This is a genomic window from Lysinibacillus sp. UBA6686, assembly GCF_002455205.1.
Lineage (GTDB): Bacteria > Bacillota > Bacilli > Bacillales_A > Planococcaceae > Lysinibacillus > Lysinibacillus pakistanensis.
This window is the reverse complement of sequence record NZ_DKJS01000008.1, coordinates 23,837-47,785: the sequence shown is the minus strand read 5'-3', so window position 1 is coordinate 47,785 and position 23,949 is coordinate 23,837. Positions and strand designations below refer to the sequence as shown.

Annotated in this window: 22 protein-coding genes; 4 read left to right on the top strand and 18 right to left on the bottom strand. The window is 36.2% G+C overall.

Going from position 1 to position 23,949, the window contains the following annotated elements:
• The first annotated feature begins 145 nt into the window (after positions 1-145).
• From thrC to B2R82_RS02280, 3 genes are read left to right on the top strand one after another with little or no spacing between them, the layout of a single operon-like run.
• Positions 146-1,198 (top strand): threonine synthase, encoded by a 1,053-nt coding sequence (gene thrC / locus B2R82_RS02290; protein WP_286923326.1) that lies wholly within the window; start codon positions 146-148, stop codon positions 1,196-1,198.
• A complete protein-coding gene (gene thrB / locus B2R82_RS02285) occupies positions 1,195-2,088 on the top strand; it encodes a homoserine kinase (protein WP_286923325.1) in 894 nt (297 codons plus the stop codon). The genes thrC and thrB overlap by 4 nt, the downstream gene beginning before the upstream one ends.
• A 53-nt stretch (positions 2,089-2,141) precedes the next feature.
• The gene (locus B2R82_RS02280) at positions 2,142-2,825 is read left to right on the top strand and encodes a 2-hydroxy-3-keto-5-methylthiopentenyl-1-phosphate phosphatase (protein WP_286923324.1); all 684 of its coding nucleotides are present in this window, start codon (positions 2,142-2,144) and stop codon (positions 2,823-2,825) included.
• Between the two features lie 69 nt (positions 2,826-2,894).
• Here B2R82_RS02280 and B2R82_RS02275 read toward each other — a convergent pair whose 3' ends face one another.
• From B2R82_RS02275 to B2R82_RS02250, 6 genes are all read right to left on the bottom strand, one after another.
• Complete coding sequence (locus tag B2R82_RS02275; RefSeq protein ID WP_286923323.1) at positions 2,895-3,500, bottom strand: phosphatase PAP2 family protein; 606 nt, start codon at positions 3,498-3,500, stop codon at positions 2,895-2,897.
• Positions 3,501-3,750: 250 nt separating this feature from the next.
• Complete coding sequence (locus B2R82_RS02270; RefSeq protein WP_286923322.1) at positions 3,751-4,650, bottom strand: hypothetical protein; 900 nt, start codon at positions 4,648-4,650, stop codon at positions 3,751-3,753.
• Positions 4,651-5,084: 434 nt separating this feature from the next.
• Positions 5,085-5,699 carry a response regulator gene (locus B2R82_RS02265; RefSeq protein WP_283872933.1) on the bottom strand — a complete coding sequence of 205 codons (615 nt, stop codon included), beginning with the start codon at positions 5,697-5,699 and terminating at the stop codon, positions 5,085-5,087.
• Positions 5,683-7,962, bottom strand: a complete 2,280-nt coding sequence (locus B2R82_RS02260) for a sensor histidine kinase (protein WP_286923338.1) — start codon at positions 7,960-7,962, stop codon at positions 5,683-5,685. The genes B2R82_RS02265 and B2R82_RS02260 overlap by 17 nt, the downstream gene beginning before the upstream one ends.
• A 17-nt stretch (positions 7,963-7,979) precedes the next feature.
• Positions 7,980-8,138, bottom strand: coding sequence for a competence pheromone ComX (comX, locus tag B2R82_RS02255; protein ID WP_286923321.1), 159 nt, complete (start codon positions 8,136-8,138; stop codon positions 7,980-7,982).
• A 12-nt stretch (positions 8,139-8,150) separates the two neighbouring features.
• Positions 8,151-9,053 carry a polyprenyl synthetase family protein gene (locus tag B2R82_RS02250; RefSeq protein WP_286923320.1) on the bottom strand — a complete coding sequence of 301 codons (903 nt, stop codon included), beginning with the start codon at positions 9,051-9,053 and terminating at the stop codon, positions 8,151-8,153.
• 356 nt (positions 9,054-9,409) lie between these two features.
• On the opposite strand from B2R82_RS02250, the gene B2R82_RS02245 reads away from it, so the two are divergent.
• Entirely contained in the window at positions 9,410-10,066 is a 657-nt protein-coding gene (locus B2R82_RS02245; protein WP_286923319.1) for a hypothetical protein, read from the top strand.
• Positions 10,067-10,212: 146 nt separating this feature from the next.
• Here B2R82_RS02245 and B2R82_RS02240 read toward each other — a convergent pair whose 3' ends face one another.
• From B2R82_RS02240 to putP, 12 genes are all read right to left on the bottom strand, one after another.
• Complete coding sequence (locus tag B2R82_RS02240; RefSeq protein ID WP_286923318.1) at positions 10,213-10,527, bottom strand: antibiotic biosynthesis monooxygenase family protein; 315 nt, start codon at positions 10,525-10,527, stop codon at positions 10,213-10,215.
• A gap of 1 nt (position 10,528) precedes the next feature.
• Positions 10,529-11,536, bottom strand: coding sequence for a siderophore ABC transporter substrate-binding protein (locus B2R82_RS02235; protein WP_286923316.1), 1,008 nt, complete (start codon positions 11,534-11,536; stop codon positions 10,529-10,531).
• 63 nt (positions 11,537-11,599) lie between these two features.
• Positions 11,600-12,361 (bottom strand): ABC transporter ATP-binding protein, encoded by a 762-nt coding sequence (locus tag B2R82_RS02230; protein WP_283869842.1) that lies wholly within the window; start codon positions 12,359-12,361, stop codon positions 11,600-11,602.
• The gene (locus B2R82_RS02225; protein ID WP_286923315.1) at positions 12,358-13,311 is read right to left on the bottom strand and encodes an iron chelate uptake ABC transporter family permease subunit; all 954 of its coding nucleotides are present in this window, start codon (positions 13,309-13,311) and stop codon (positions 12,358-12,360) included. Before B2R82_RS02225 ends, B2R82_RS02230 begins: the two co-directional genes overlap by 4 nt.
• Positions 13,304-14,254, bottom strand: a complete 951-nt coding sequence (locus B2R82_RS02220) for an ABC transporter permease (RefSeq protein ID WP_286923314.1) — start codon at positions 14,252-14,254, stop codon at positions 13,304-13,306. The genes B2R82_RS02225 and B2R82_RS02220 overlap by 8 nt, the downstream gene beginning before the upstream one ends.
• Before the next feature lie 288 nt (positions 14,255-14,542).
• The gene (locus tag B2R82_RS02215; RefSeq protein WP_286923313.1) at positions 14,543-15,595 is read right to left on the bottom strand and encodes a hypothetical protein; all 1,053 of its coding nucleotides are present in this window, start codon (positions 15,593-15,595) and stop codon (positions 14,543-14,545) included.
• Positions 15,596-15,693: 98 nt separating this feature from the next.
• Entirely contained in the window at positions 15,694-16,800 is a 1,107-nt protein-coding gene (gene menC / locus B2R82_RS02210) for an o-succinylbenzoate synthase (RefSeq protein WP_286923312.1), read from the bottom strand.
• A gap of 22 nt (positions 16,801-16,822) precedes the next feature.
• Positions 16,823-17,647: a GNAT family N-acetyltransferase gene (locus B2R82_RS02205; protein ID WP_286923311.1), complete on the bottom strand. Its 825-nt coding sequence runs from the start codon at positions 17,645-17,647 to the stop codon at positions 16,823-16,825.
• Positions 17,647-18,792, bottom strand: a complete 1,146-nt coding sequence (locus B2R82_RS02200; protein ID WP_286923310.1) for a M20 peptidase aminoacylase family protein — start codon at positions 18,790-18,792, stop codon at positions 17,647-17,649. Before B2R82_RS02200 ends, B2R82_RS02205 begins: the two co-directional genes overlap by 1 nt.
• Before the next feature lie 275 nt (positions 18,793-19,067).
• Positions 19,068-20,555 carry a peptide MFS transporter gene (locus tag B2R82_RS02195; protein WP_286923309.1) on the bottom strand — a complete coding sequence of 496 codons (1,488 nt, stop codon included), beginning with the start codon at positions 20,553-20,555 and terminating at the stop codon, positions 19,068-19,070.
• Between the two features lie 375 nt (positions 20,556-20,930).
• Complete coding sequence (gene hflX, locus B2R82_RS02190; RefSeq protein ID WP_286923308.1) at positions 20,931-22,214, bottom strand: GTPase HflX; 1,284 nt, start codon at positions 22,212-22,214, stop codon at positions 20,931-20,933.
• Between the two features lie 124 nt (positions 22,215-22,338).
• Positions 22,339-23,823, bottom strand: coding sequence for a sodium/proline symporter PutP (putP, locus tag B2R82_RS02185; RefSeq protein WP_286923307.1), 1,485 nt, complete (start codon positions 23,821-23,823; stop codon positions 22,339-22,341).
• Positions 23,824-23,949 lie beyond the last annotated feature (126 nt).

Sequence of the window (23,949 nt, the reverse complement as noted above, 5' to 3'; positions counted from 1 at the left end):
GAAAGTGACAAGCAATATTCAAATTACCGAATTGTTTCGACAATTTCTTAAATGCTATTGAAAATATAGTACGATTTGCGTTAAAATGTCTTTTATACAAAAACAACTGTTCTTTCTATAAGAACAAAAGGAGATCGTAAACGTTATGTGGAAAGGCTTAATTGAAGAATATAAACAATTTTTACCCGTAACAGAAAATACACCTGCCCTAACTTTAAACGAAGGTAATACACCTCTTATACATTTGGTTAACTTATCCAAAAAGCTTGGGATTGAGCTTTATGGAAAAATCGAAGGAGCAAATCCAACAGGCTCATTCAAAGATAGAGGTATGGTATTTGCCGTTGCAAAGGCCATTGAAGATGGAAGCAAATGCGTAATTTGTGCGTCTACAGGTAACACTTCAGCCGCAGCTGCTGCTTATGCAACACGCGCTGGAATCCAGTCAATTGTAGTTATTCCTAAGGGCAAAGTAGCTCTAGGTAAGCTAGCACAGGCAACAATGTATGGTGCAAAGATTATCGAAATCGACGGAAACTTTGACGATGCCTTAAACATTGTCCGTCAAGTAAGTGAAACTACTCCTGTAGCTCTTGTAAACTCAGTAAATCCATACCGGATTGAGGGTCAAAAAACAGCCTCATTCGAAATCGTAGATGCTTTAGGAGCAGCACCAGATTATCTATGCATCCCTGTTGGTAATGCAGGCAACATTACTGCATACTGGAAGGGCTTTAAAGAATACAACGCTGCAAAAAGCTGTGGTCTTCCAAAGATGTATGGCTTTGAAGCGGAAGGTGCCGCAGCCATTGTAAAAGGAGAACCAATTGCTGAACCAGAAACTGTAGCAACAGCAATACGTATCGGAAATCCAGCAAGTTGGAAATTAGCAGAGGCAGCTCGAGATGAGTCTGGTGGCATTATTGATTCCGTTACAGACGAAGAAATCGTTGCAGCCTATAGATTAATTGCTGGTACAGAGGGCATTTTCGTAGAACCAGGCTCTGCTGCATCATTAGCTGGTGTTATTAAATCTGTTGAAAATGGCAAAATCGCTAAAGGCTCAAAAGTTGTTACAATCTTCACAGGTAATGGACTAAAAGATCCTGATACTGCAATGAATGTTTCAACAGTAGAGGTTGTTTCTCTTAAAAATAATGAAGAAGAAATTCGCCAATACATTGAGGGCGTACTATGAGTAAAATGTGGCAAATCTCAGTTCCTGGGAGCACAGCCAATCTAGGCCCTGGCTTTGATTCGATAGGACTTGGCTTGTCCCTTTACTTAAAGCTAACTGTTTCTGTTCAAGAAAATTGGGAAATTATCCATCTCGATGATAATGGTCCTAAAGAGTTTGAGTTAGAGGAGCATTTACTATACGTAATTGCTAAAAAAATTGCTGATCAATTCGGAAAACAGCTCCCTGCGTGTCGTGTAGAGATGGCAAGTGAGCTTCCGTTAGCACGTGGTTTAGGAAGTAGCGCAGCCGTTATTGTGGCTGGCATCGAGCTTGCTAACCAGGTCTGTGAGTTAGGCTTATCTGTGCAGGATAAACTTAATTTATCCTCACAAATTGAAGGACATCCAGATAATGCTACCGCATCAGTATTAGGTGGCTTAACCATTTCTTCAATGAATGAGAACGGCATTGTCGATACATTCCATGTCAATGATATTGACGCTGCCTTTGTGGTCTTTGTACCGGATGTTGAACTAAAAACAAGCGAATCTCGTTCTGTGCTACCAGAGCAATTTGAACGCACATATGCAGTGCATGCTTCAGCAAATGCCAATATGCTCGCCGCTGCATTAATGGCACGTGATTTCAAGCGAGCAGGTCGCTATATGGAAGCTGATTTATTCCATGAGCCATTCCGGGCAAAATTAATTCCAAACTATACAGAAATTCATAAAGAGGCTAAGGCGAATGGTGCATTTGGAACAGCATTAAGTGGAGCTGGACCAACTCTTATTTCCATTATTCCAACCACTATTGCTGACGATTTTGTAAAAGCTATGAAAAATAAATTTCCAGATCATCAAATTATCCTAACAAAAGCCGATGAACATGGTATACAAGTAAAGTAATGTTTAAACGTCTACTGAAAAGGTAGACGTTTTTTCTTGAAGGAGGAAGTAGCTTGAAACCAATTATTTTCTGTGATTTCGATGGCACCATAACAGAAACTGATAATATCGTCGCACTCATGACTCAATTCGTACCAGAGGATTCTGAGAAAATCGCAAAAGCAATGATGGAACAAACCATATCCTTTAAAGAAGGTGTTTCAGCCATGTTCGAGCTATTGTTAGCTAACCAAAAAGAAGCTATCATCGACTATTTATTAGATACGGTCATTATACGTGAAGGCTTTGGGGATTTTGTGAGCTTTGCACAGGAAAAGCAGATTCCATTTTATATCGTTAGCAGCGGAGTTGATTTTTTCATAGACCCTCTGTTAGAAAGCTATGGGCCATTTTCAGGTATATATTGTAATCGTGCTGATTTTTCGGGGCGGCAAATCAAGCTTGTCTTTCCAAACAGTTGTGATGAGGAATGTTCTAATTTTAATACGCAGGGTTGTGGCTGCTGTAAGCCAAGTGTCATGCGCAAAGTTACACAGAGTGATTATTTTAAAATTGTGATTGGGGACTCCCTATCTGATTTTGAGGCTGCTAAACAGGCAGACTTAGTACTTGCTAGAGATCATCTTATAACACGCTGTAAAGAACTCGATCTTCCCTATAAACCATTCGAAACATTTTATGACTGCTTAGAGGTTGTAAAAAAGCTTATAGAGGTTGAGCAAGGTATTCCCTTATAATAAGCTACTTAAATTTCTATATAACAAAGGGAGCTATGCTTAGTATGCCAGCTCCCTCTATACATGCCATTATTGATTTCTTTGAAAATATCGCTTTCGACGTCCATACCAAAACATACAAATGATGAACCACGTATAGCCCATGCTCCAGCCAGCCAACACATCGGAAGCAAAATGACGAGCACCAGCAACTCGAGACAAACCAATAAGAACAGTTAAAATGATTGCGCCAATCCAAAGCAAAATTTTACGTCCTTTACTATTGTTTTCCGATAAAATATAGGCTGTTGTGAATAAATATAAAATCCCCGTCATAGAATGTCCAGATGGAAAACTGAAAGAAGTAAGTTGCTCTTCGATTTCAGGTCGTGGTCGTTGTACCCATTTTTTTAAAATTTGATTCAGTACATTACCACCCGCTATTGTTAATAAAACAAATAAAATACCTCGATAATTTTTTGCCTGCCAAGCTAAATAAACAATTAAAATAAGAGCTACAAAAATTACAAATACAGGTTCGCCGATATAATGAAAAAATTCAATAAAACGATTCCCGAAAAAAAACTCTGCCATTTTTGTATCAAAATTTTCAATCGAATGACTTTGAAAATTAACCTGTAGCCAACAATAGATAATTAGTGTTAATAATGCTAATGGATATACCAAAGTTTTCATACCTTACTTCACCCTGCTATTTTATTTTCCACATCATATCATATTTTAATTAGCAAGGGGTAAATATTCCATTTGTCTAGATCAATGAACAACTGCTTTCATTTTCTTGAACCATAACAAATGTTATTTTATTAGTTGTATTGAAATAATTGGAAACAGCTAATGCAACGATAAACAATATTGCAATGATAGGTATTATTTTTCTAAACAAAATAAACACTTCCTCATCTTTATATCATTGTCAGAAAGCTTATTTTAAAAGTACAGGGTCAAATAACCAATCTCTAGGTCCAAAGTTTTTATCCTTTTCGCCTCTTACCTCACGAGAAATATTGTTTTTAATAATAATTTCTCTGAACTTTCTACTAAACAAAGTTTTTCGGTACAAATATCTGCCATCATGACTCCACTCTGCTGAGTAGAATACATCACCTGTCAGATCTTTCAAGTCTTCATTCTTGTATATATCTGGGCCATTAATAACACCACTTAATCCACATCGACATGGCGGTTGCTCCGTTGCAAAATATAATTTCACTCTTTCATTACTACATTGGGGCAATACTTGTGTAGGTATAATTTGAAATGCCTTTTGCTTACCTTCCTCTGTCCCCTGATGGATTACCTCAAGTAGCTCATAACCTTGAATGTCCTCCTGCTCCATTAATGCTACTAATTCCTGTGAAGCTATCCAATATCCGCTCACGTGTACAAGATGGCGATCTTTCATTTCTGTTGTATCAATAACAATTGGTGAAAGTTGCTCTTTTTCCATTAGCCCACAATGTTGACAATAAGTACTTATGGAAAATAGAGTTCCTTTATCATCTACAAACATATCAGGTGAATTGCCTGTTGAATTTAAGGTAAACAATGGTGCTTGCTCATATTCACTATCTGAAAAATCAAAGTAAAAACGTTCTCCAATAGAAACAATCCCTAATTCGCGCTCCAAAGATTTATATAATGCAGCTACTTGTTCATATGTTACTTCTTCATTTAATGTAAAAATTGGATTAAATGATGCCTTTAAATTTCTTTTTCTAATTTCAGGCGCACCGATAAAAATTCCATAGCGATTATACACTTTAATGACTTGATCTTGATTAGATTCATCTATAGAAAATAAATTTTCAAGTTCTACTTTCAAAATACACGCCTACCTTTATATAAAGTTTTATGGTGAAGTACGTTGACTAGCTAGTAACTTTAAAAAATCTACAATTTCTACTTTATTCATAGATAGCAAGGTACCTTTTTTACAAATTTTTTGTCTATTATTACTTACTACAGCAAAATTTACTTAACCACGATTAACATAAGCGTACCAGTACTTATACCGCCATTTCAATGTTAGGTTTACGCCAATTTTATGGCGGTCTTTAATGAAAATTTTGGCGTGATTTGGCGTATATATAAAAAACACCGCCATTTTTTGGCGGTGTCAAAAGAAAAATATAGGTATTTAGTATTGTGAATAAGGAAATTTTACCTAAGTTAATATATGGGAGTTTGAAACTACCTAATGTCTCCCTTTTTATTGAAATATATACCAGTTCCATTTTATTATAACACATAGTTGCACTAGAGTAAATTCATTCTTTCAGCAAGATTTACAGCCTCTGTACGTGAGTCAACATTTAGCAAAGAAAACAACTGTGTTAAATATCTTTCTGTTGTTCGCTGAGGAATATTTAGCTCAATTGCTATCGCCTTATTCGTATGTCCTTCGGCAATCAATCTTAAAATTTTCTTTTCTTTTTCATTTAAATGAATATCAAGCTTAGCATCTTGCAATTTAAATCTATTATCGAGAAAGTCTAAGAAATTTTGAGGTAAAACAATTTCTCCATTAGCAATAGCGCGTACAGTCCTTAATATTTGTTCCTTGGAAGCTGTTTTCGCCAAAATTCCTTCTATTTTTCTTTCTAAGATAAGCGGATAATAATCCGTAATATCATCACCTGTATAAAGAATAATTGAAGCTTTTGACTGAATAGCTTTAATGTTACGGGCTAAATTTATACCATTTTCTAATGGCATATTTATATCTATCAAATAAATATCATAGGGGTTATTTCTAATTCTCTGGATAACATTTGTTGCATCGCATTCTGTATCAACGATAATGTCTTCGTTTTCTTGAAATAAATTTTTTGTTCCCTCTAACACAATAGGGTGATCATCCACTATGAGCATCGTAATCAAGTGTGTCACTTCCTTCTTTTACTGTAATTCTAATCGACATCCCTTCATTAATTTGCGACTCAATATAAAATTGCCCGTTAAAGGCTTTTACACGCTCTTGCATACCACGAATCCCCATTGATTCTGCAATAATAATATCATCAACATTGCAGCCAATACCATCATCTTTGTAAAAAATTTCAAATCCATCATCAGTCTCTTGAAGATGTATTTCAACCGTTCTAGCGTAGGAATGTTTTAAAGCATTATTGAGCAATTCCTGAAAGAGTCGATAGATCATTAAGTTCATACGTTCATCCTCTAGGTAAAGGCGATCTATCGTATAAAGTAACATAAAATTAGCTCTTTCTGTTACCTTTCGAATCAGCTTCTCTAAAGCTGCATTTAATCCTAACGTATCAAGTAATGGAGGCTTCAAATTTTCACAATAGGTTCTTAAATCATGTAGGGAAGCAACCATCTGCTTATGAATTTTTGCAAGTTTTTCTTGAATTTCTGCCGTGTTCTTTGCATTAACAAGAGCATCAACCTCTCGAGCAATATGCAGTTGCTCTTGCAAATTGGTATCATGTAATTCCTGTGCCAATTGATATTTTTCTTCTTCAAAGCGTAGCCAGAGTAGTTTGTTTAACCACGGTAAATGACTATCGTCTGCTTGCTTCATATGCTTTAATTCCTCTAACAGTTCTTCCACCATCTTTGTATTTTCAATAAAATTATTAACATAAAGCAGGAGCAATTCTAGCCATAAAAGCTCTTCTTCTTTTAAATGAATCGAATTATTATGCCCCAATACTAAGGCTCTTTTACAATGAGCATCTTGATGGAGAAAGGCTATGTAGACTTTGTCGATTTTTCGAATCTCTCCCAATTTCAAATCCTCTATAACTAGAGGATTAAACGAAAGCCTTTTTCCCTCAGCCGTTGAAGTAAATTGATGGATACCATAGTCATAGGTTAATACAAATACATCCTCTAGCTCAAGATGCAGCGAAACCTCTTGCGCAAATTTCTTTAATAGTTCATCTATTTTAATAGTTTTACCAATTCGATCTACCGCAGTATATAGCTGATGTATGTAATCACCTTTTGTTGAAAATAGGATTTTTCGTTTTCGATAATCAACCTTTTCTTTTATGTAAAAAAGTACAACTACAGATACAAAGGTAAAGAATGAAACACCTGATACGACAGTCATCGTTAAATATTTACCTGCAATCCAATATAAGCCAACTGTAAACCACACAGTAAACAATAATGAAAAAATCACATAATAACGAAGTCTTGTAATATGATATTCAATATCAAATAATCGTTCAGCTAGCTGTGTAAAAATAAAACTAAAAGGAATTAATAATAAAAATAGAGCACTAATTTCAGCTGAAAGAATGTATCGATGAAATAAGATGTTAGGGAATGCATATAGAAATAGGAATGGCAGAAAAGGAATCATAATACTATTCAGCAACATCTTCAACTGAGGCGATTTATATTTGAAATAGCTTAGCAATAATATACTAAGTATGATAATTAGGAAAATGAAGAAAATAGCTAATACAACATTAGAAAGTAAATTATGAGAAGATGGATATATAATGCCAATACAGCCCAAAATCATGGCTATCACGGGTAGTAAATAAAATAATTTTATATTGTTAGAAAGCAACCAGTTTGTTTTTAAAAATGTATAATAATTCCTTAAAAAGTGTAGTAATAACACTAGGCATAACAACATGCTTCCACGGTTAATGATAATCCCAGCAGAATTCAATCTTCCCGAAGCTCCGCTACTAACGTATGCTATAGAAACTGTGAGCATAAAAAGAATTAGTAGATTTATAAGTTTTGTATTTTTTTGTTTAAAGTAAAGGTAAGAAGTGATAATTAAAGTTATAAAATAATAACAAGCAGGCATCACCAAAAGATAGTAAAATTGCTGAGGGATATCAAAATGATGTATCTTTACATTTACTTTCTCCCCGTTCTGTTTAATGATCGTTAAATCATGCGCAGATAATATTGTAGATAAGTATTTAACATTATCCAAATCTTCAATCGGTGTATCATTAACATTTACAACAATATCACCTGTAGATATATTTTGATCCATTGCCCATTCTTTGTAATAGAAATCAGTGATTACCCATTGTCCTTCCTCTTCCTTAAGCCCTATATTCAAAAAAGGCCCGCTATAATTCACATATAGCAAAAAAAGACCAATTGCTAAATAGAGACTTATAGCGCGCCAAAAAATCCTACCTGATAATAATTTTAGTTCCAAATTCCGCCCTCTAAATCAATTTCATTATTAAATGCATCTAAAATTGCTTTTTGTTCCACAGCTGAAATTCCAATCAATGAGGCTTTTTGTTCCTTTAAAAGTGTAACTAGGGCTGGGTTTTGTTCTAGATACTGAATTACGTTCATCATAATAATCTCTCCTCATTTCATAAGTTTTTTTAGGTAATCTTTACCTACTTCTTTTATAGCTACATTTTCAAGATAGCTCAATGCTTTAAACTTATAGACATTTTTAATGGTTATGGCATAACGTATTGCACCACCATTTGTCAACTCGTTTTCTGTAGCATTATTATCCAAAACTGCAACTATATCATCATTATAATAGTTTTTTACAGAATTTGAAACATCATTTTTCTGTGATAAAAGATAAATAATAGGCAATGAGTATCTTTTATTTAGCAAATCATTTTTCCGGCCCCAGGTTTTTAAACCCTGAATATCATTTTTAATTTGTTGAATAATGCCTATGTATTTACTATATTCCTTCACCTGAGAAGAGATTTCACCTTTCGCAAGCACTTCCCCAATTAGGCAACTCAGTGCTGTTAATGAACCTGATTTTTGTTCAATCATTTGTAAATAGGACTGCTCATCTCTACAGTTATTGAGTAAATCAAGCTGCTGTCCGTTAATGCTACCTAATGCGTACTCCTCAAGAATTTGAATAGCCCTATTTTTGTGTTCAAATGTGGTTTCACGTATTATTTTAGAAGCCATTACTAGCATAGCCAATGCAACATTTAATGATAACTCAGGTGTTTTACTCCAGCTATAGTCTGAATCCTTATCTTGCAAATCATCTATAATATCAAATGACAAAATAAGAAGCTCAATAGCCGCGGCTACTTTATAAATATCCTTATCTAAACGCTCTGTAAATGCTTCATAATGCAAAACACAGAGTCTCCCAAATGAATAGCCTACTGTTCTTTTTTCCTCTTTAAAGCTTTTTAGCATCGATTTTAAATCATAGCCCAACATAGTCTCGTTTTCCAAAATAATGTCCAATGATTCATTAATATGTTCATCAAGACCCTTCAATAGTCCCTTCCCCCTTTAAATATATTAATAAATATTATACATTTTAATGGGAAATAATACTACATACTTTTGTTTTTTAGGGAATATTTACCATATTTTCTCAAACGTAATTACCGCCAAAAAATGGCGGTATTCATAGACATCACGCCATTTTTTTGTTAAGAATTAGTAAAAAAAGTGGCGGTGTTGTCTAACCGACCGCCATTTTTTGGCGTAAACTCACCATTGAAATGGCGTCCTTACTGATGTTACGCTTAAATAAAGCTACGATTAAGCATTTGGGCATAAGGTATTTAATTTAAATATAGGAAGAATTTAAATCTATTAAGGATTCTCCGAAACTGGGAGTGATTGAAATGAAAAATGGAGTAAATGAAAATGTTCTAATCCTTACGGCTACTTTTTCTTGTGCAATTTCTGTCTCAGAAGAAGAAATTATCATCAAAAAACCTTCACATGAACAACAAAGCATTGAACAGATTATTATTAAAGCCGAGCAACAAGCTTATTTGGAAACCTTGGCAGAATATAAAAATAATACTACATTATCGAATTTTATTAGTGAGATACCTGGATTTGAGGATACTTTTCAACAAAGGTTGGACATGTTTATTGAACCTTACGGAATTATAAGAGTTTTTGAAGAAGGCTGGTCTGTATCACCTTTAGTCATTCCATTTACCTCTGGGCTAAATATTAATGCACCAATCCTATATACAACTACACATTGCACCATTATTAATGCAAGAGGTGCATCTATGACTAATAATGATTCTAATACTTCCGTTATTAGACAAGAGGAGAATTTAATTGGCTCCTCCATTTATCATAGTAATACCGATTTGGCAATCGATATCTCCTCATCTGGTAATTTATCAACGATGAAGGAAACGAATTGGACACAATATCAACCTACCGCCAATTTAGCGGGCGTTTCCATTAATGATAGTGGTATTTCTTTTAATATTACTAAGGCCTTTAATACATGGAATAGAACGACAATTAAACATTAACTTAATTTTGATGCTAGATTGAACGATCCACTTAATAATCTGCAAATCCCTCGCTCACTTATCTGTCTTTTGGAAGGTTTCTAATTGCCTTCCTTCTCCTCTTTTACATCAAAAAAGGTGCCTCAAATTGAGACACCTTACCTTTATTAGCCTTTTACATAGTAAACTTCTTGTCCGCTTTCAATAACGTGTTCAGGCTTCGGCTTGCCTGCGCTTGCCTTGTGACCTGCAATATGTTCAGGACTCTTCTCCCAATTTTTCCATGCTTCCTCTGATTCCCAACGAACCATGATTAGCACTTCTTCATCACCACGGCGCACTTTTTTAACAAGTACCTGCTTATCAACAAAGCCAGGTTGCTGCTCAAGAAGCGATGGCCCGTCTGACTTAGCACCAAAACGTTCCACAACCTTATCCGAATTCCCTTCCGTCACTACAATTCGTTTAATTTGTACAAACATATTAATTAAACGCCTTTAAGACATCTTCAACTTTTTGTGTTTCAGAAGTTAATCCACCACCTGATAAATACCATACTTGAGGATCAAGGTAGAAGATTTTGTTATTTTTCGCGGCATTAGTAGCACCTACGATTTCGTTTTCAATTGCAGCTTTTGTACCTGACTCACCTTCTGGGTTTACAGCAGCGTCACGGTCAACTACAAATAAAATATCTGGGTTTGTATCACGAATATATTCAAAACTTACATTGTCACCATGAGTATCAACTTTAATGTTTTCATCAGCAGCTTTTACACCAAATACATCATGAATCACACCAAAGCGTGAACCAGGACCATATGCAGATAATGAGCCTTCAGAGCCTAAAACAATTAAAGCTTTCTCTTCTGATGTAGTAGTTTTCGCTTTTAATTCTTCTACTTTAGCTTGATATGCAGCAAATGCATCAGCAGCTTCTTTTTCTTTACCAAAGATTTTACCAGCTAATTCAGTATTCGTTTTGAATGATTCTACAAAATTAGCGTTATCTACCCCAACAAATACTGTAGGCGCGATTTTAGAAAGTTCCTCGTAAGCAGAAGCTTGACGACCAGAAATGAAAATAATATCAGGAGCCATTGAAGAAATAGCTTCGAAATCAGGCTCTTTTAAAGAACCAACATTTACATAAGTTGTATCAGTATATTTGCTTAAATAACTAGGAACAGATTGTTGAGGAATACCTGCAACTTCTACTCCTAAAGCATCTAAAGTATCAAGGAAACCATAGTCAAATACGACAATGTTTTTTGGTTGTTCCTTAAGTGTTACTTCTTTAAATGTGCTTTCTCCGCTTGTGCTACCTGGGATTGTGATTGGATATGCTGAGGCTTCTTCCTTTTGTTCTTCAGCTGGTTTATCAGTTGTTGTTCCTTTATCATCTTCTTTATCTTCTTCCTTAGAACTACAAGCAGCTAATACTAATAGCATCATCGCCATTAATATAGTAAGTAATTTCCAATTCTTCATTGTAAAATTGCTCCTTTAAAATTAAAATTTATTGTTTGATGATGGTTGGACCATCTATTACTACTAAGAGTTAAAATACACACAAATACGACAGCCATTCTGTTCCTGAACCGGGATATCCATATCATAGATTTCCTTCAAAGCATCCGAGTTGATGATGTCATTTGTTGGCCCGTCTTTTACAACACGCCCATTTTTTAAGGCTACGATATGATCGGAATATACGGATGCAAAGTTAATATCATGCAATACAATAACAACCGTTTTACCTAGCTCATCCACTAGCTTTCGTAAAATTTTCATGATTTGCACAGAGTGCTTCATATCTAAATTGTTAAGTGGTTCATCAAGCAGTATATAGTCCGTATCCTGAGCTATAACCATAGCAATAAAAGCACGCTGACGCTGACCACCTGATAATTCATCCAAATAATTGTGCTGCATATCTTCTAAATTCATATATTGAATAGCTTCATCTACCTTTAGCTCATCTTCTGGCTTTAAATTTCCTTTTGAATAAGGGAAACGGCCAAATGACACAAGCTCACGAATAGTTAGACGTACATTCATATAGTTTGATTGCTTCAAAATAGAAACTCGCTTTGCAAAGTCATCTGATTTCCAACGACGTACATCTGATTTATCGAGTAATACTTCTCCAGTATCTGCATTTAGTAAACGGCTTACCATTGAAAGTAATGTTGATTTACCTGCACCATTTGGTCCAATAAATGACGTAATTTTCCCTGGGGCAACGTCCACACTGACATCTTGAATGACCGGTTTTTTGCCAAAAAACTTGGAGAGTTCCTTTACTTGGATCATCCTGCTGACCTACTTTCCTTCAATAATAAGTAGATGAAGTACACGCCACCTACAAAGTTAATAATAACGCTAAGTGTTGTATTAAAGTTGAAAATTCGTTCAACCATCCATTGACCACCGACTAAAGCAACAATACTCATCACACAAGAACCTGCTATTAACACAGAGTGCTTGTACGTTTTGAAAAATTGATAAGATAAATTTGCTACGATTAAACCAAAGAATGTAATGGGTCCAACAAGAGCAGTAGATACTGCAATTAATACCGAGGACAGTATAAGCATGCGTTGTACAAGCTTATCGTATGGCACTCCTAAGTTAATAGCTGTATCACGACCAAGAGACATTACGTCTAACTGGCTCATATGTCGCCAGCCATAGAGAAAGGCAACAATAATTGCAATAGCTGCAAGCCACACTAAATCCGAATTCACATTATTGAAGCTTGCAAACATTTTACTTTGTAAGCTTAAAAATTCATTCGGATCAATTAAAACTTGGAAGAACGTTGTCACACTTCCTAAAAACGTTCCTACTATCATACCGACAAGCAGTAAGAAGTAAATTGGGCGCTTCCCCTCTTTGAACAATACGCGATAGAAAATTAATGCAAAGACAACCATTGCTGAAACAGCAAGTAAAAAATTGTATTGAGCGCTAATCACAAATATCGACATTGAACCAAAGAAATAATAGATACATGTTTGAACCATCATATATAATGCATCTAGTCCCATTACACTTGGCGTTAAAATACGATTATGTGTAATTGTTTGAAAAACCACAGTAGAATATGCAATAGCTATTCCCGTTAACGACATCGCTACGACTTTAATAAGGCGGCGAGGGAACGCATAATGATAGTTTCCATTTAGTTCATAAAATACATACAGTAAGATAGAAGCTACTGCAAGACCAATTAAAATCAACATCTTTGTATGGTTACGCATATGCTTTCCCCCTAAACAACATAATTAGGAAGATCGCACTTCCGATGACACCAACTGTCATACTAATTGGAATTTCATAAGGGTAAATCAGCACACGCCCTAAAATGTCGCATAATAGTAAGAACGACATCCCTAGCAAAGCAGTATGAGGCAATGTTTTTGCAAGATTATCCCCCTTGAACAGCGAAATGATATTTGGAATGATTAACCCAAGGAAAGGAATCACACCAACAGTAAGCACCACTGTTGTTGAAATAAGGGCTACTAACACTAAACCAAAATTCACAACAAACTTGTAGGAGAGACCAAGGTTTTTAGCAAAGTCCTCACCCATACCAGCGACTGTGAAACGGTTTGCATAAATGTAAGCAAAAATCAGCACGGGTACACTTATGTATAAAAGTTCATAACGACCTTTCATCATTAATGAGAAATCTCCTTGTAACCATGCAGAAATGTTTTGGATAATATCTGCCTTATACGCAAAGAATGTCGTAATAGACGAAAGGATATTCCCAAACATCAAGCCAATAAGCGGTATAAAGATTGCATCTTTAAATTTAATCCGATTTAATATTTGCATAAATAATAGTGTGCCGGCTAAAGCAAATAGGAAAGCGAAGGAAATTTTTTGAAAGTACGTGACATTTGTAAAAAACATCATCGAAATCAGCACGCCCAATTTTGTAGCATCTAAAGTACCTGCTGTTGTGGGTGACACAAACTTATTCCTACTTAAGCTTTGCATAATTAAACCAGCAATACTCATACCTGCACCAGCCAGTAAAATTGCTACAAGTCTTGGCACACGACTAATTAAAAATAGTCTAGTTTCTTCTGATTGGAAGTCTAATAGATCACTCGGTTTAATATTCACTACTCCGATAAACAGTGACACAATCGACAACACTACAGTTGCTGTTAAAAGATATCTTATTTTCATTGTAATCCCCGGTAGATTCATTTTAGCTCGTAATCCATTCTCTAGTGAAAATGATTATCATTACTCACGATTCCCATTATAAGTGTGTTTTCATTCTCAGTCAACCTATAAATGAGAATTGTTCTCGTTTTTACTAGAATTCTTTAAAAACGAGCAGAAATAACAAAATAGCAACACTTTCTACTATTACGTAAATTGAAAATATTCACTTATTCTTCAAATTTCTTATACAAAGGAAAAAGGTAATTGAGAATAAAATATTTTATCTTTCCTCAATCACCTTTTTAATTAAGCAATACGTTGATTTCTTTTTAGCCATGCAAAAATAATAAAAATTACTAACATAAAACCTACATATCCCATAACAGCATATAGCTTTGCCACAAGCGTCGTAAATCCGGCGAGGCTTGCAAAAAAACCTAAGATGCCAATCATGACGCTCGCAACCTTAAAACTGGGTTTGCTAGGTTTAAAAAAACGAACCATAAAGGAATAAAACATTCCTACGGCAGTATTATAAATCATTCCTAATAAAGAAAAGGACATTAGAAGACCAGCGAATGGATGAATTTCATTTGCCAATGCTAGCATCGGTATGTCTAATCCTACTATGACATTCATTTTAGCAAGAAGGGAAAGATTAATTAGCAATATTAAAGCTCCAAGCAAAATCCCACCTATAATGCCCCCCATACCTGCAACCTTCTCATTGCGAATAGCACCACACATTACTGTTAATAGGGAAAAACAAACACCTATATTAAAAGACATATAAAGTAATGCCGTCATCCACCAGCTTTTTGAACTTACTCGTGCCTGCTGTGCAATCACAGACTGCTCAACGAAGGTTAAATCCATTGTGGCTAATGAATAGACCGCTATTATGGATACAATAATTAGCAAATAAGGGGTAGCTATCGCAATAATGTTGATGATGCTTTTGACATTCATCATGACTGTTGCGATCGTAAGAACAATCATGCAAATGCTTCCTAGCCAAACAGGTAGCCCAAACATTTGCTGTAATGTGGCACCCGCTCCAGCAAACATGATAACCGCTACACCAAATAGGAAGAGTGACAGTAAATAATCCATCACAAATCCCATAGATTGCCCTGATATTTGATAAATCAAATCCTTATGTGATATTGTACGGTATCTTGAGCTAATTTGGGCAATGCACATACCAATTAAAGCAAACCCAAAAGTAGCAAGAAATGCACCGTAAATTCCTTTATAGCCATAGCTCGTAAAATAAAGTACGATCTCCTGTCCTGATGCAAATCCTGCACCGACGATAATCCCTACATAGGCACCACCGATTTGCAAGCTTTTCTTCAAACAGTCCTCTCCTCGTTTTTGATGTTAAATCACTAAGAGATGCATATCACAAAAAAATATGGAATTTAGAGGGAAAATCGGCCAACGCCCTACTCTAATTATTGGTAAACTTTCTTGCTAAGTGTCAACTTCTCAATTACTTTTATATTTGGCGAATATCCTATTCCTATAGTCTGTGGCACACTTATATAGCCGTCTTCCACAATCACTCCAGGAAAAATAATGTCCTCATACCAATAATGACTAGAACCCGCAGTATCTCCAGGCAATATAAAATTGCTAAGTGATGTTAATGCTATATTATGTGCTCGTCCAATTCCTGCCTCTAGCATGCCACCACACCAAACTGGAATATTATTCTCTTTACATAGATCATGGATTCGCTTGGCTTCGGTTAATCCGCCAACTCGTCCTATCTTGATATTTATAACACCACAGCTACCAAGCTCTATTGCCTTGCGGGCATCCTCATAGCAGGTGATACTTTCGTCTAAGCAAATAGGTGTTGTTATTTTCCCTTGCAGCTTAGCATGATCCACAATATCATCCACAGCTAATGGCTGCTCTATCATTAATAAATTATATGCATCAAGCTGCTGCAATACATCTAAATCATTTAATGAATAGGCTGAATTAGCGTCTACCATCAACGGGAGATCAGGCATTTCAGAACGAATAGCACGTACCACCTCCACATCATGGCCTGGCTTAATTTTCACTTTCACTCGTTTATAGCCCTTTTTAAGATGATTCTGTATAACAGTGAGTAAAACTTCCTTTGAAGGCTGAATACCCACACTAACTCCTACCTCTATTCGCTCCTTTTTACCGCCTAAGGCTCTAGCCAATGATTGATTTGTTTGCTGCGCGTATATATCCCATACAGCACCTTCAATTGAGGCCTTTGCCATGCAGTTACGGCGAATCGAGGAAAATAAAGTACTAACCTCATCTGGATGCCCAATCTCTTTATGTAACAAGATAGGTATCAAAAAGTCCTCCAGCATATGCCATGTTGTTTTTAATGTTTCCTCTGTATACCAAGGTGCTACAAAGGCAACTGCTTCTCCCCATCCTATCGTGCCTGATTGATCTTTGGCTTCTATTAGTAGCAATTCTTTGTCGTGAATGGTACCAAAGCTCGTTGCAAAAGGCGCTTTCATGGGCATTTTTATATGTCTAACAATAATTTCCTTTAGTTTCACGCATATTCACTCCTTAACCTTATTATAAAGCTAATAAGGAGCGTCTTACTAACAGATAGCTATGCACATATTCCTTGTGCTTTTTCATTCTTACAATGGCATAATCTTGTTCAAATAATGTTGTTAAGATTGTACGAACTTTATAACGCCAGTCCTCTGCAAGCTTAGGGCTTTCCACTTTCATCTTTTGTAAAAATTGAGGGATAGGTAATAAATAAGCATCTTTATAAAAGGATTGCTCTTGCTGGAATGTACCATCGATATCTAGTACTGGTAAGCCATCCACTGTCAATGACCACGGTACAACTTCTTCAGCTCCCTCTTCCAGCTCATCCAAACTATCCTCTACTCGATCACGCTCAATCCACCATTCTACAACAATACGATCTGAAGGCAGCCCCTCGTTAAAATCATCTTGGAGCTGACCATAATAATCATTTTCATACTGATAACTAAAAGCATTCAATTTCAAAAATGACAAATTAGCCATACGCGCTTCCAATGGTTCAAATAGCCATTGCACAAGCTGAAACCCATGATCCCTTGCATATTCCTGTTGTGCGTGCTTTAATAATTCTCCTACGCCTTGTTCACGATATGATTTCTCCACACCAATCATGTGTGAGTGCAAATACATTATCCCTTCACGATAACCTACAAAACAATAGTTAAAGCCAATAAGCTTTTCCTCTAAATAAGCTCCAAGTACTAGTCCACCATTTTGGACTGCTGCCAATAATTGATGTGAGGGGATAGCCTGAGTTCCCCAAATCTCTGCATTTAAACTCTGCACTTCTGCAATCTCATTAGGTGTCATTATTTTTTGAATTCGCACTCTTTCTAACATTATGCCGATGCCTCCTTCGTATTCCCCGACTCCAAAGCTAACAATACCGCTCTTGTCAGAATTTCAACTCCCGTTACAAGTCTTGCCTGTTTAAATCTCATCTTTGGATGGTGCAGCCCTGGGGTTAATCCACAGCCTAAACCGAGCATACTTGTTTTTAAATGGGGGCGTTGCACTGCATAGTGATGAAAATCCTCGCCACCTGGTGTATGAACTGGCTTTCTTAAATTCGACAATCCGGTCGCTTGGACGATCGCCTGTTCCATGATGTATTGAGCAGCAGGGTCTACCTCAGCTGCGACTATATTTGCAACTGTTCTTAATTCAATTTGTACTTTATGCAAGATTTTAGAGGAGTCAATCACCCGTTTTACACCTTGAGCAAGTGCATCCATGACATCATTTTTCTGCGCGCGAATATCAATCGTAAAGGATGCATTCCCCGGAATAATATTGCCAGATTCACCTCCCGCGTGGAATTTAGTCATCTTGATGGACACTGGAACCATTGGATCGGTATGAATGGTTCTTAAATCTTCAATAATTGTTGCTCCTACCTCAATAGCATTTACACCAAGATGTGGTCTTGCTGCATGTGCATCTTCACCAATAATTTCTCCCTCCATTAATCGTGAGGCACCATGATACAATGCAGCACAATATGTACCATCTTCAAGTTCATGCACCGGTCTTACATGGACACCGAATAAAAAGTCTAAATCATCAATAACTCCCTCCTTTAGAACAGATAAAGCACCTGTTCCTTTTTCTTCAGCGGGCTGGAATATTACACGAATGGTACCCTTTAACGACTGAGCCTGCTCTTTTAACAGCAACAGAGCACCAATAGCCATCGTCATATGTCCATCGTGCCCACAGGAGTGATTTGCTCGAAAAACACCATCTACCTCCTGCCATAACGCATCTATGTCTGTTCGCAAGCCAACCTTGGGACTGCCTTTTCCTACGTCAACATAAAGTCCTGTACTGTTTTTAAAGCGTATAGGTAAAAATCCTTCATTTGTTAATAAATCAAAAATATAATTGGTGGTTTCAACCTCATGCCAGCTTACTTCTGGATTTGCATGTAAATATGTGAAAATTTCCATTAATCTTGGCCTCAAACGATCCAATGCTTCCTTCATAGCAACCAGCCCCCTTTAATTTTCATACTAGTAAGATTATTATAACTAAAAAAAAATCTTTTCATAGAAGCTTATACCCACATTTAGCAAATAAAACGATAGCGACAGCTCTTTCCTATCAGTCACTTTATGTGTCCTATCCTTCACTTTGATACTTCTATCCTTCACTTCTGCTTCCCTTTTAATCATTTCATTCATTCTATCCATCCAGTTTTAAAATCAATAAAAAAAGATGTAAGTACAGCCATCATTAAACTGTACTTACATCCTTTAATTTAGTTAATACCTCGCATAGCTTTTGAAATGATTGGCGAAAGTACTAATAAAATAATCCCGATAACAATTGATAAAGAACCTAAGAAGCCGAAATACGTGAATTCGCTTACAACTTCATATACCCTAACAAGTTGCGCATTAATCGCTTGCGCCGCGGCACTAGTTAAAAACCATAGAGACATTGTTTGTGCAGCGAATGCCTTTGGTGCTAATTTTGTCGTAGCTGACAACCCTACTGGTGATAACAAAAGCTCTCCGACAACGACTAAAAAGAAAGATAAGACTAACCACCATGGACTTACTAATGCTTCTCCACCTGATAAATATGCCGGAATCATCATTACTAGGAATGATAGCCCTGCAAAGAATAAAGAATAGGCAAATTTTCGAGGAGTAGTTGGTTGTTTATCTCCCCATTTTAACCATAGCATTGCAAATAACGGAGCCATCGTAATAACGAATAATGGGTTTAATGATTGGAACCATGAAGATTGAATGTGAAAGCCACCAATATTCAACTGTGTACGCGAATCTGCGTATGTTGCTAAAATAGTAGCACCTTGCTCCTGAATTGCCCAAAACATAACTGCAGATAAAAACAATGGAATATAGGCAAGTAGACGAGATTTCTCATCCTGTGTTGTTTTTTTACTACGATACATGAAGAAAAAGAACAGCGTTGGAATGATAATTCCTAAAGCTGTAATGATTAAACTGAATACATTCATTGTCAGTACACCCGTTTTAATGCCGATTGCACCTAAAATGATAATAATTAATGCTGCCATACCGAATTGTGTAAAGACTTTTTTACGTTCTTCTGGCTTTAACGGATTATTGACTTGTAAGCCTGCTAACCCCAAATATTTTTTCTCTGTTAATTTATAAACAATTAAACCAATTAGCATACCTAACCCAGCAAAACCGAAGCCAAGGTGGAAATTATATTTTTGTCCAATTGTTCCGACAATAAATGGTGCAATGAATGCCCCCATGTTAATACCCATATAGAAAATTGAGAACCCTGCGTCACGACGGCTATCCGTTTCTGCATAAATATCGCCAACAATACTTGAAACGTTTGGCTTTAATAGGCCTGTCCCCATAACAATAAAGGCCATTGAAGTAAATAACATGGGTATACCACCTGGTAATGCTAGCAGTAAATGACCAACCATGATTAACACGCCACCATAAAATATTGTTTTACGTGTACCTAACAGTCGATCGGCAATCCAGCCCCCAATGATCCCCGACATATATACGAGTGAACCATAAATAGCCATTATAGAGTTTGCTGTTCCACGATCTAAACCAAGTCCGCCTTGGTTCAATTCATAATACATAAAGAAAATGAGAATTGCTCGCATACCATAGTAGGAGAATCGTTCCCAAAATTCTGTAAAAAATAATGTAAAGAGCCCTTTAGGGTGTCCAACAAAGCCATTTTGAGGGACGGATTTTACAATTTCATCTTTAGTAGACATAACAATATCCTCTCCCGATTTCATTATTCAACAAAAATATTATTACCCATTATCATGAATAAAAAACTTTGTTTCATCATACTAAAGCGTTTTAAAAACTTTATCAAGAGTTTTAAAAAATGTTGAAAATTTATCATTTTTCTATAATTTCAGACTTATTTTTATATAATAATATTAAGTCCTTTGATATATCTAAGTTTTCTTACTCTTCCATTACAATAAAACTATAAATAGCTATTAAATTATTTCAAAATACTTTATAATCAGATTTTTTATAGTTTTAACATATATGCTAGGATTATCCACAAAGCATTTCGAACGTAGTCATGATAAAAAGCATGCTAGAAATAGCATGCTTTTACATCAGTATGGCGATTAAATTACGTATCCCTCATATTTCGTATAATCAGCTTCCTTGACCTCAAGAGTAAGCAGTGTTCCATTTTCTTCATATTCTGTGTCATAGACAGAAGCATGTTCATTTAAATAGGACACAATATTCCCTTGTTCATAGGGTATGAGCATTTTGCACGTCACATAGTTAGCGAAAATATGTTGTCGTATCAATTGTAGTAATTCCTCTAAACCAACTCCCTGCTTTGCAGAGATCCAAATATTATCTCCACTTACAACTGGGTATGGAACGTTTGCCAAATCAGCTTTATTGTAAACATAAATCGTTGGTATTCCTTCAACACCCACAGCTTTAAGTGTTTCATTCGTTACCTGCATCATAAAACCATGCTCTGCATTTGATACATCTACCACATGTAGCAATAAATCTGCATCACGCGCTTCCTCCAGCGTAGAACGGAACGCCTTTACTAAATGATGTGGCAATTTACTAACAAACCCAACTGTATCTGTTAATAAAAAATTCTTCCTATCAGGTAGTTCTATTTGACGGACAGATGTTTCAAGCGTAGCAAATAGCATATCCTTTTCAAATACTTGTTTATGATCCTCCTGCCCGATTTTAGCGAGTAGTTGATTCATAATAGTAGATTTACCAGCATTCGTATAGCCAACAATAGAAACGACAGGGACAGCATTTTTGCGTCGTTGTTTACGCTGCGTCTCTCGTTGTTCCTTTACTTGCTCTAGTTCTTTCTTAATTTTAGCAATTTGATCCTCAATTTTTCGACGGTCTAGCTCTAACTTCGTTTCACCAGCTCCACGGTTTTTAAAGCCACCGCCTGTGCCACCCCCCTGGCGACTCAAAGAGGCATGTAAGCCAACTAATCGAGGCAGCATATATTGCAACTGCGCTAACTCTACCTGTAACTGTGATTCTCGTGTTTTAGCTCGGCGTCCAAAAATATCTAAAATTAACATTGTCCGATCAATAACCTTAGTCTCCAAATCACGCTCTAAATTACGAATTTGTGAAGGAGACAATTCATCATTGAAAATGATTAAATTAGCATTTGCTTCATCATAAAAGCTTTTTATTTCTTGAATTTTGCCTGTGCCTACATAATGAGATGGCGTAATACGCTCTAAATTTTGAGTAATAACCCCTGCTACCTCAACATTTAAAGCTTCTGCTAAATTTTTTAGCTCCTCCACTGAATAATCAAAATGCTCATCATTTCGTAAATTGACGCCAACTAATATGGCCTTTTCTAACAATATATCGACATCCTTGATTCTATTCATCCACAATCCTCCCACCAATACCTGGTGCTTCTTACGATAAATTTTCTTCATCTTACCATATAATGCCCTAAATCATGCCGTTTTTTTCATAGCAAAAAGCGCCCCTGTAAAAGGCGCATTTTGTTTATTTCTCTTGTTTTAGTAATTCTTCGGTACGTTCAAATTCCTCTTCTATTTCTTTGTTTGGTCTATATGTCAACATACTGACAATAACAGCAACGATGAAACAAACAACGAAGCCTGGTACAATTTCATACAGTGCACCACTTAAAACTTTAATCTTACCCCAGATAAAGGCTGTTGCAGCTCCTGCTACCATTCCACTTAACGCCCCGAAATTTGTTAGCTTTCTCCAGTATAATGAAAGCAATATAATGGGACCAAAAGCAGCACCAAAGCCAGCCCATGCGAAGCCAACCAAGTCCAATATAGAACTTTCTGGATTCCAAGCTAAAATGGCGGCTACAATGGCTACAACTAAAACAGCAATACGCCCAACAAATACATAATGCTTATCCTCTGCTGTTTTATTAAATAATGCCTTGTAAATATCTTCTACAAGTGCTGAAGAAGTAACAATTAATTGCGATGAAATTGTACTCATTACCGCGGCTAATATGGCAGCTAGCATAATCCCCGCAATAAAGGGATGAAATAGAATTTGACCAAGCACAATAAATACGGTTTCAGCATCTTTTAACTCACTAGCATTTTGTTCGAAATAGGCGACACCAACCAGCGCAGTCCCAATCGCACCAAATAGACTAAGCATCATCCAGCCAATACCAATACGTCGAGCCTGCTTCGTCTCTTTCACTGAGCTAATGGCCATAAAACGAACAATAATATGTGGCTGTCCAAAATAACCTAACCCCCATGCAAGCGAAGAAATAACTCCTGCTGCTGTTGCAGTTGCTGGCAATAAATTTAAATGCTCAGGATTTACCGCTTTAATAGATGCTATCGTATCCCCTAGACCCCCCGTTAAAAATAGACCAAATAATGGTACAGTTACGAGTGCCAAAAACATAATGAGCCCTTGTAAAAAATCGGTATAACTAACCGCTAAAAAACCCCCGAATAGTGTATAAGCTACAACAACTGCAGACACAATTAATAAACCTGTATGATAGTCATAGCCGAATGAACTATCAAAAAACTTACCCCCTGCTACCATTCCCGATGATACATAAAATGTAAAAAATATTAAAATAATAATACCAGATGCAATTCTTATCAGCTTTGTATGGTCACGTAAACGATTGTCTAAATAACTTGGAATGGTGATGGAGTCATTTGTTACTTGTGTATAGACACGCAATCGTGGAGCGACAATCAACCAATTCAAATAGGCTCCTACGGTTAACCCAATAGCAATCCAAGCCTCCACCAAACCAGATAAATAAATGGCTCCTGGCAAGCCCATTAAGAGCCAGCCTGACATATCCGCTGCTCCTGCACTAAGGGCTGTTACAGCAGGGCCAAGTGATCGACCACCAAGCATATAATCTGTTAAATTGGACGTTTTAACGAATGCATACCAGCCGATTCCTAGCATTACTACCATATAAATAACAATCGCCAGTAATTGATACATGTTACCTGACATATTTTCTCCTCCTTGTGGCTTTTTCATCTATTCTACTTAAAGTAAATATTCCCATAAAATTACTTTTATGCATTTTGTATAACACTTAAAGTATCATCGCTCTATATAAATTGTGTTAAACTAGTG

Excerpts from the sequence above, each read along its gene's own strand:
- B2R82_RS02225 (WP_286923315.1), bottom strand. The coding sequence starts at position 13,311 with ATGCGTAACCATACAAAGATGTTGATTTTAATTGGTCTTGCAGTAGCT.
- putP (WP_286923307.1), bottom strand. The coding sequence starts at position 23,823 with ATGTCAGGTAACATGTATCAATTACTGGCGATTGTTATTTATATGGTA.
- B2R82_RS02200 (WP_286923310.1), bottom strand. The coding sequence starts at position 18,792 with ATGAAGGAAGCATTGGATCGTTTGAGGCCAAGATTAATGGAAATTTTC.
- thrC (WP_286923326.1), top strand. The coding sequence starts at position 146 with ATGTGGAAAGGCTTAATTGAAGAATATAAACAATTTTTACCCGTAACA.
- B2R82_RS02265 (WP_283872933.1), bottom strand. The coding sequence starts at position 5,699 with ATGCTCATAGTGGATGATCACCCTATTGTGTTAGAGGGAACAAAAAAT.
- B2R82_RS02240 (WP_286923318.1), bottom strand. The coding sequence starts at position 10,527 with ATGTTTGTACAAATTAAACGAATTGTAGTGACGGAAGGGAATTCGGAT.
- comX (WP_286923321.1), bottom strand. The coding sequence starts at position 8,138 with ATGATGAACGTAATTCAGTATCTAGAACAAAACCCAGCCCTAGTTACA.
- hflX (WP_286923308.1), bottom strand. The coding sequence starts at position 22,214 with ATGAATAGAATCAAGGATGTCGATATATTGTTAGAAAAGGCCATATTA.
- B2R82_RS02205 (WP_286923311.1), bottom strand. The coding sequence starts at position 17,647 with ATGTTAGAAAGAGTGCGAATTCAAAAAATAATGACACCTAATGAGATT.
- B2R82_RS02220 (WP_286923314.1), bottom strand. The coding sequence starts at position 14,254 with ATGAAAATAAGATATCTTTTAACAGCAACTGTAGTGTTGTCGATTGTG.
- B2R82_RS02235 (WP_286923316.1), bottom strand. The coding sequence starts at position 11,536 with ATGAAGAATTGGAAATTACTTACTATATTAATGGCGATGATGCTATTA.
- thrB (WP_286923325.1), top strand. The coding sequence starts at position 1,195 with ATGAGTAAAATGTGGCAAATCTCAGTTCCTGGGAGCACAGCCAATCTA.
- B2R82_RS02245 (WP_286923319.1), top strand. The coding sequence starts at position 9,410 with ATGAAAAATGGAGTAAATGAAAATGTTCTAATCCTTACGGCTACTTTT.
- B2R82_RS02195 (WP_286923309.1), bottom strand. The coding sequence starts at position 20,555 with ATGTCTACTAAAGATGAAATTGTAAAATCCGTCCCTCAAAATGGCTTT.
- B2R82_RS02230 (WP_283869842.1), bottom strand. The coding sequence starts at position 12,361 with ATGATCCAAGTAAAGGAACTCTCCAAGTTTTTTGGCAAAAAACCGGTC.
- B2R82_RS02275 (WP_286923323.1), bottom strand. The coding sequence starts at position 3,500 with ATGAAAACTTTGGTATATCCATTAGCATTATTAACACTAATTATCTAT.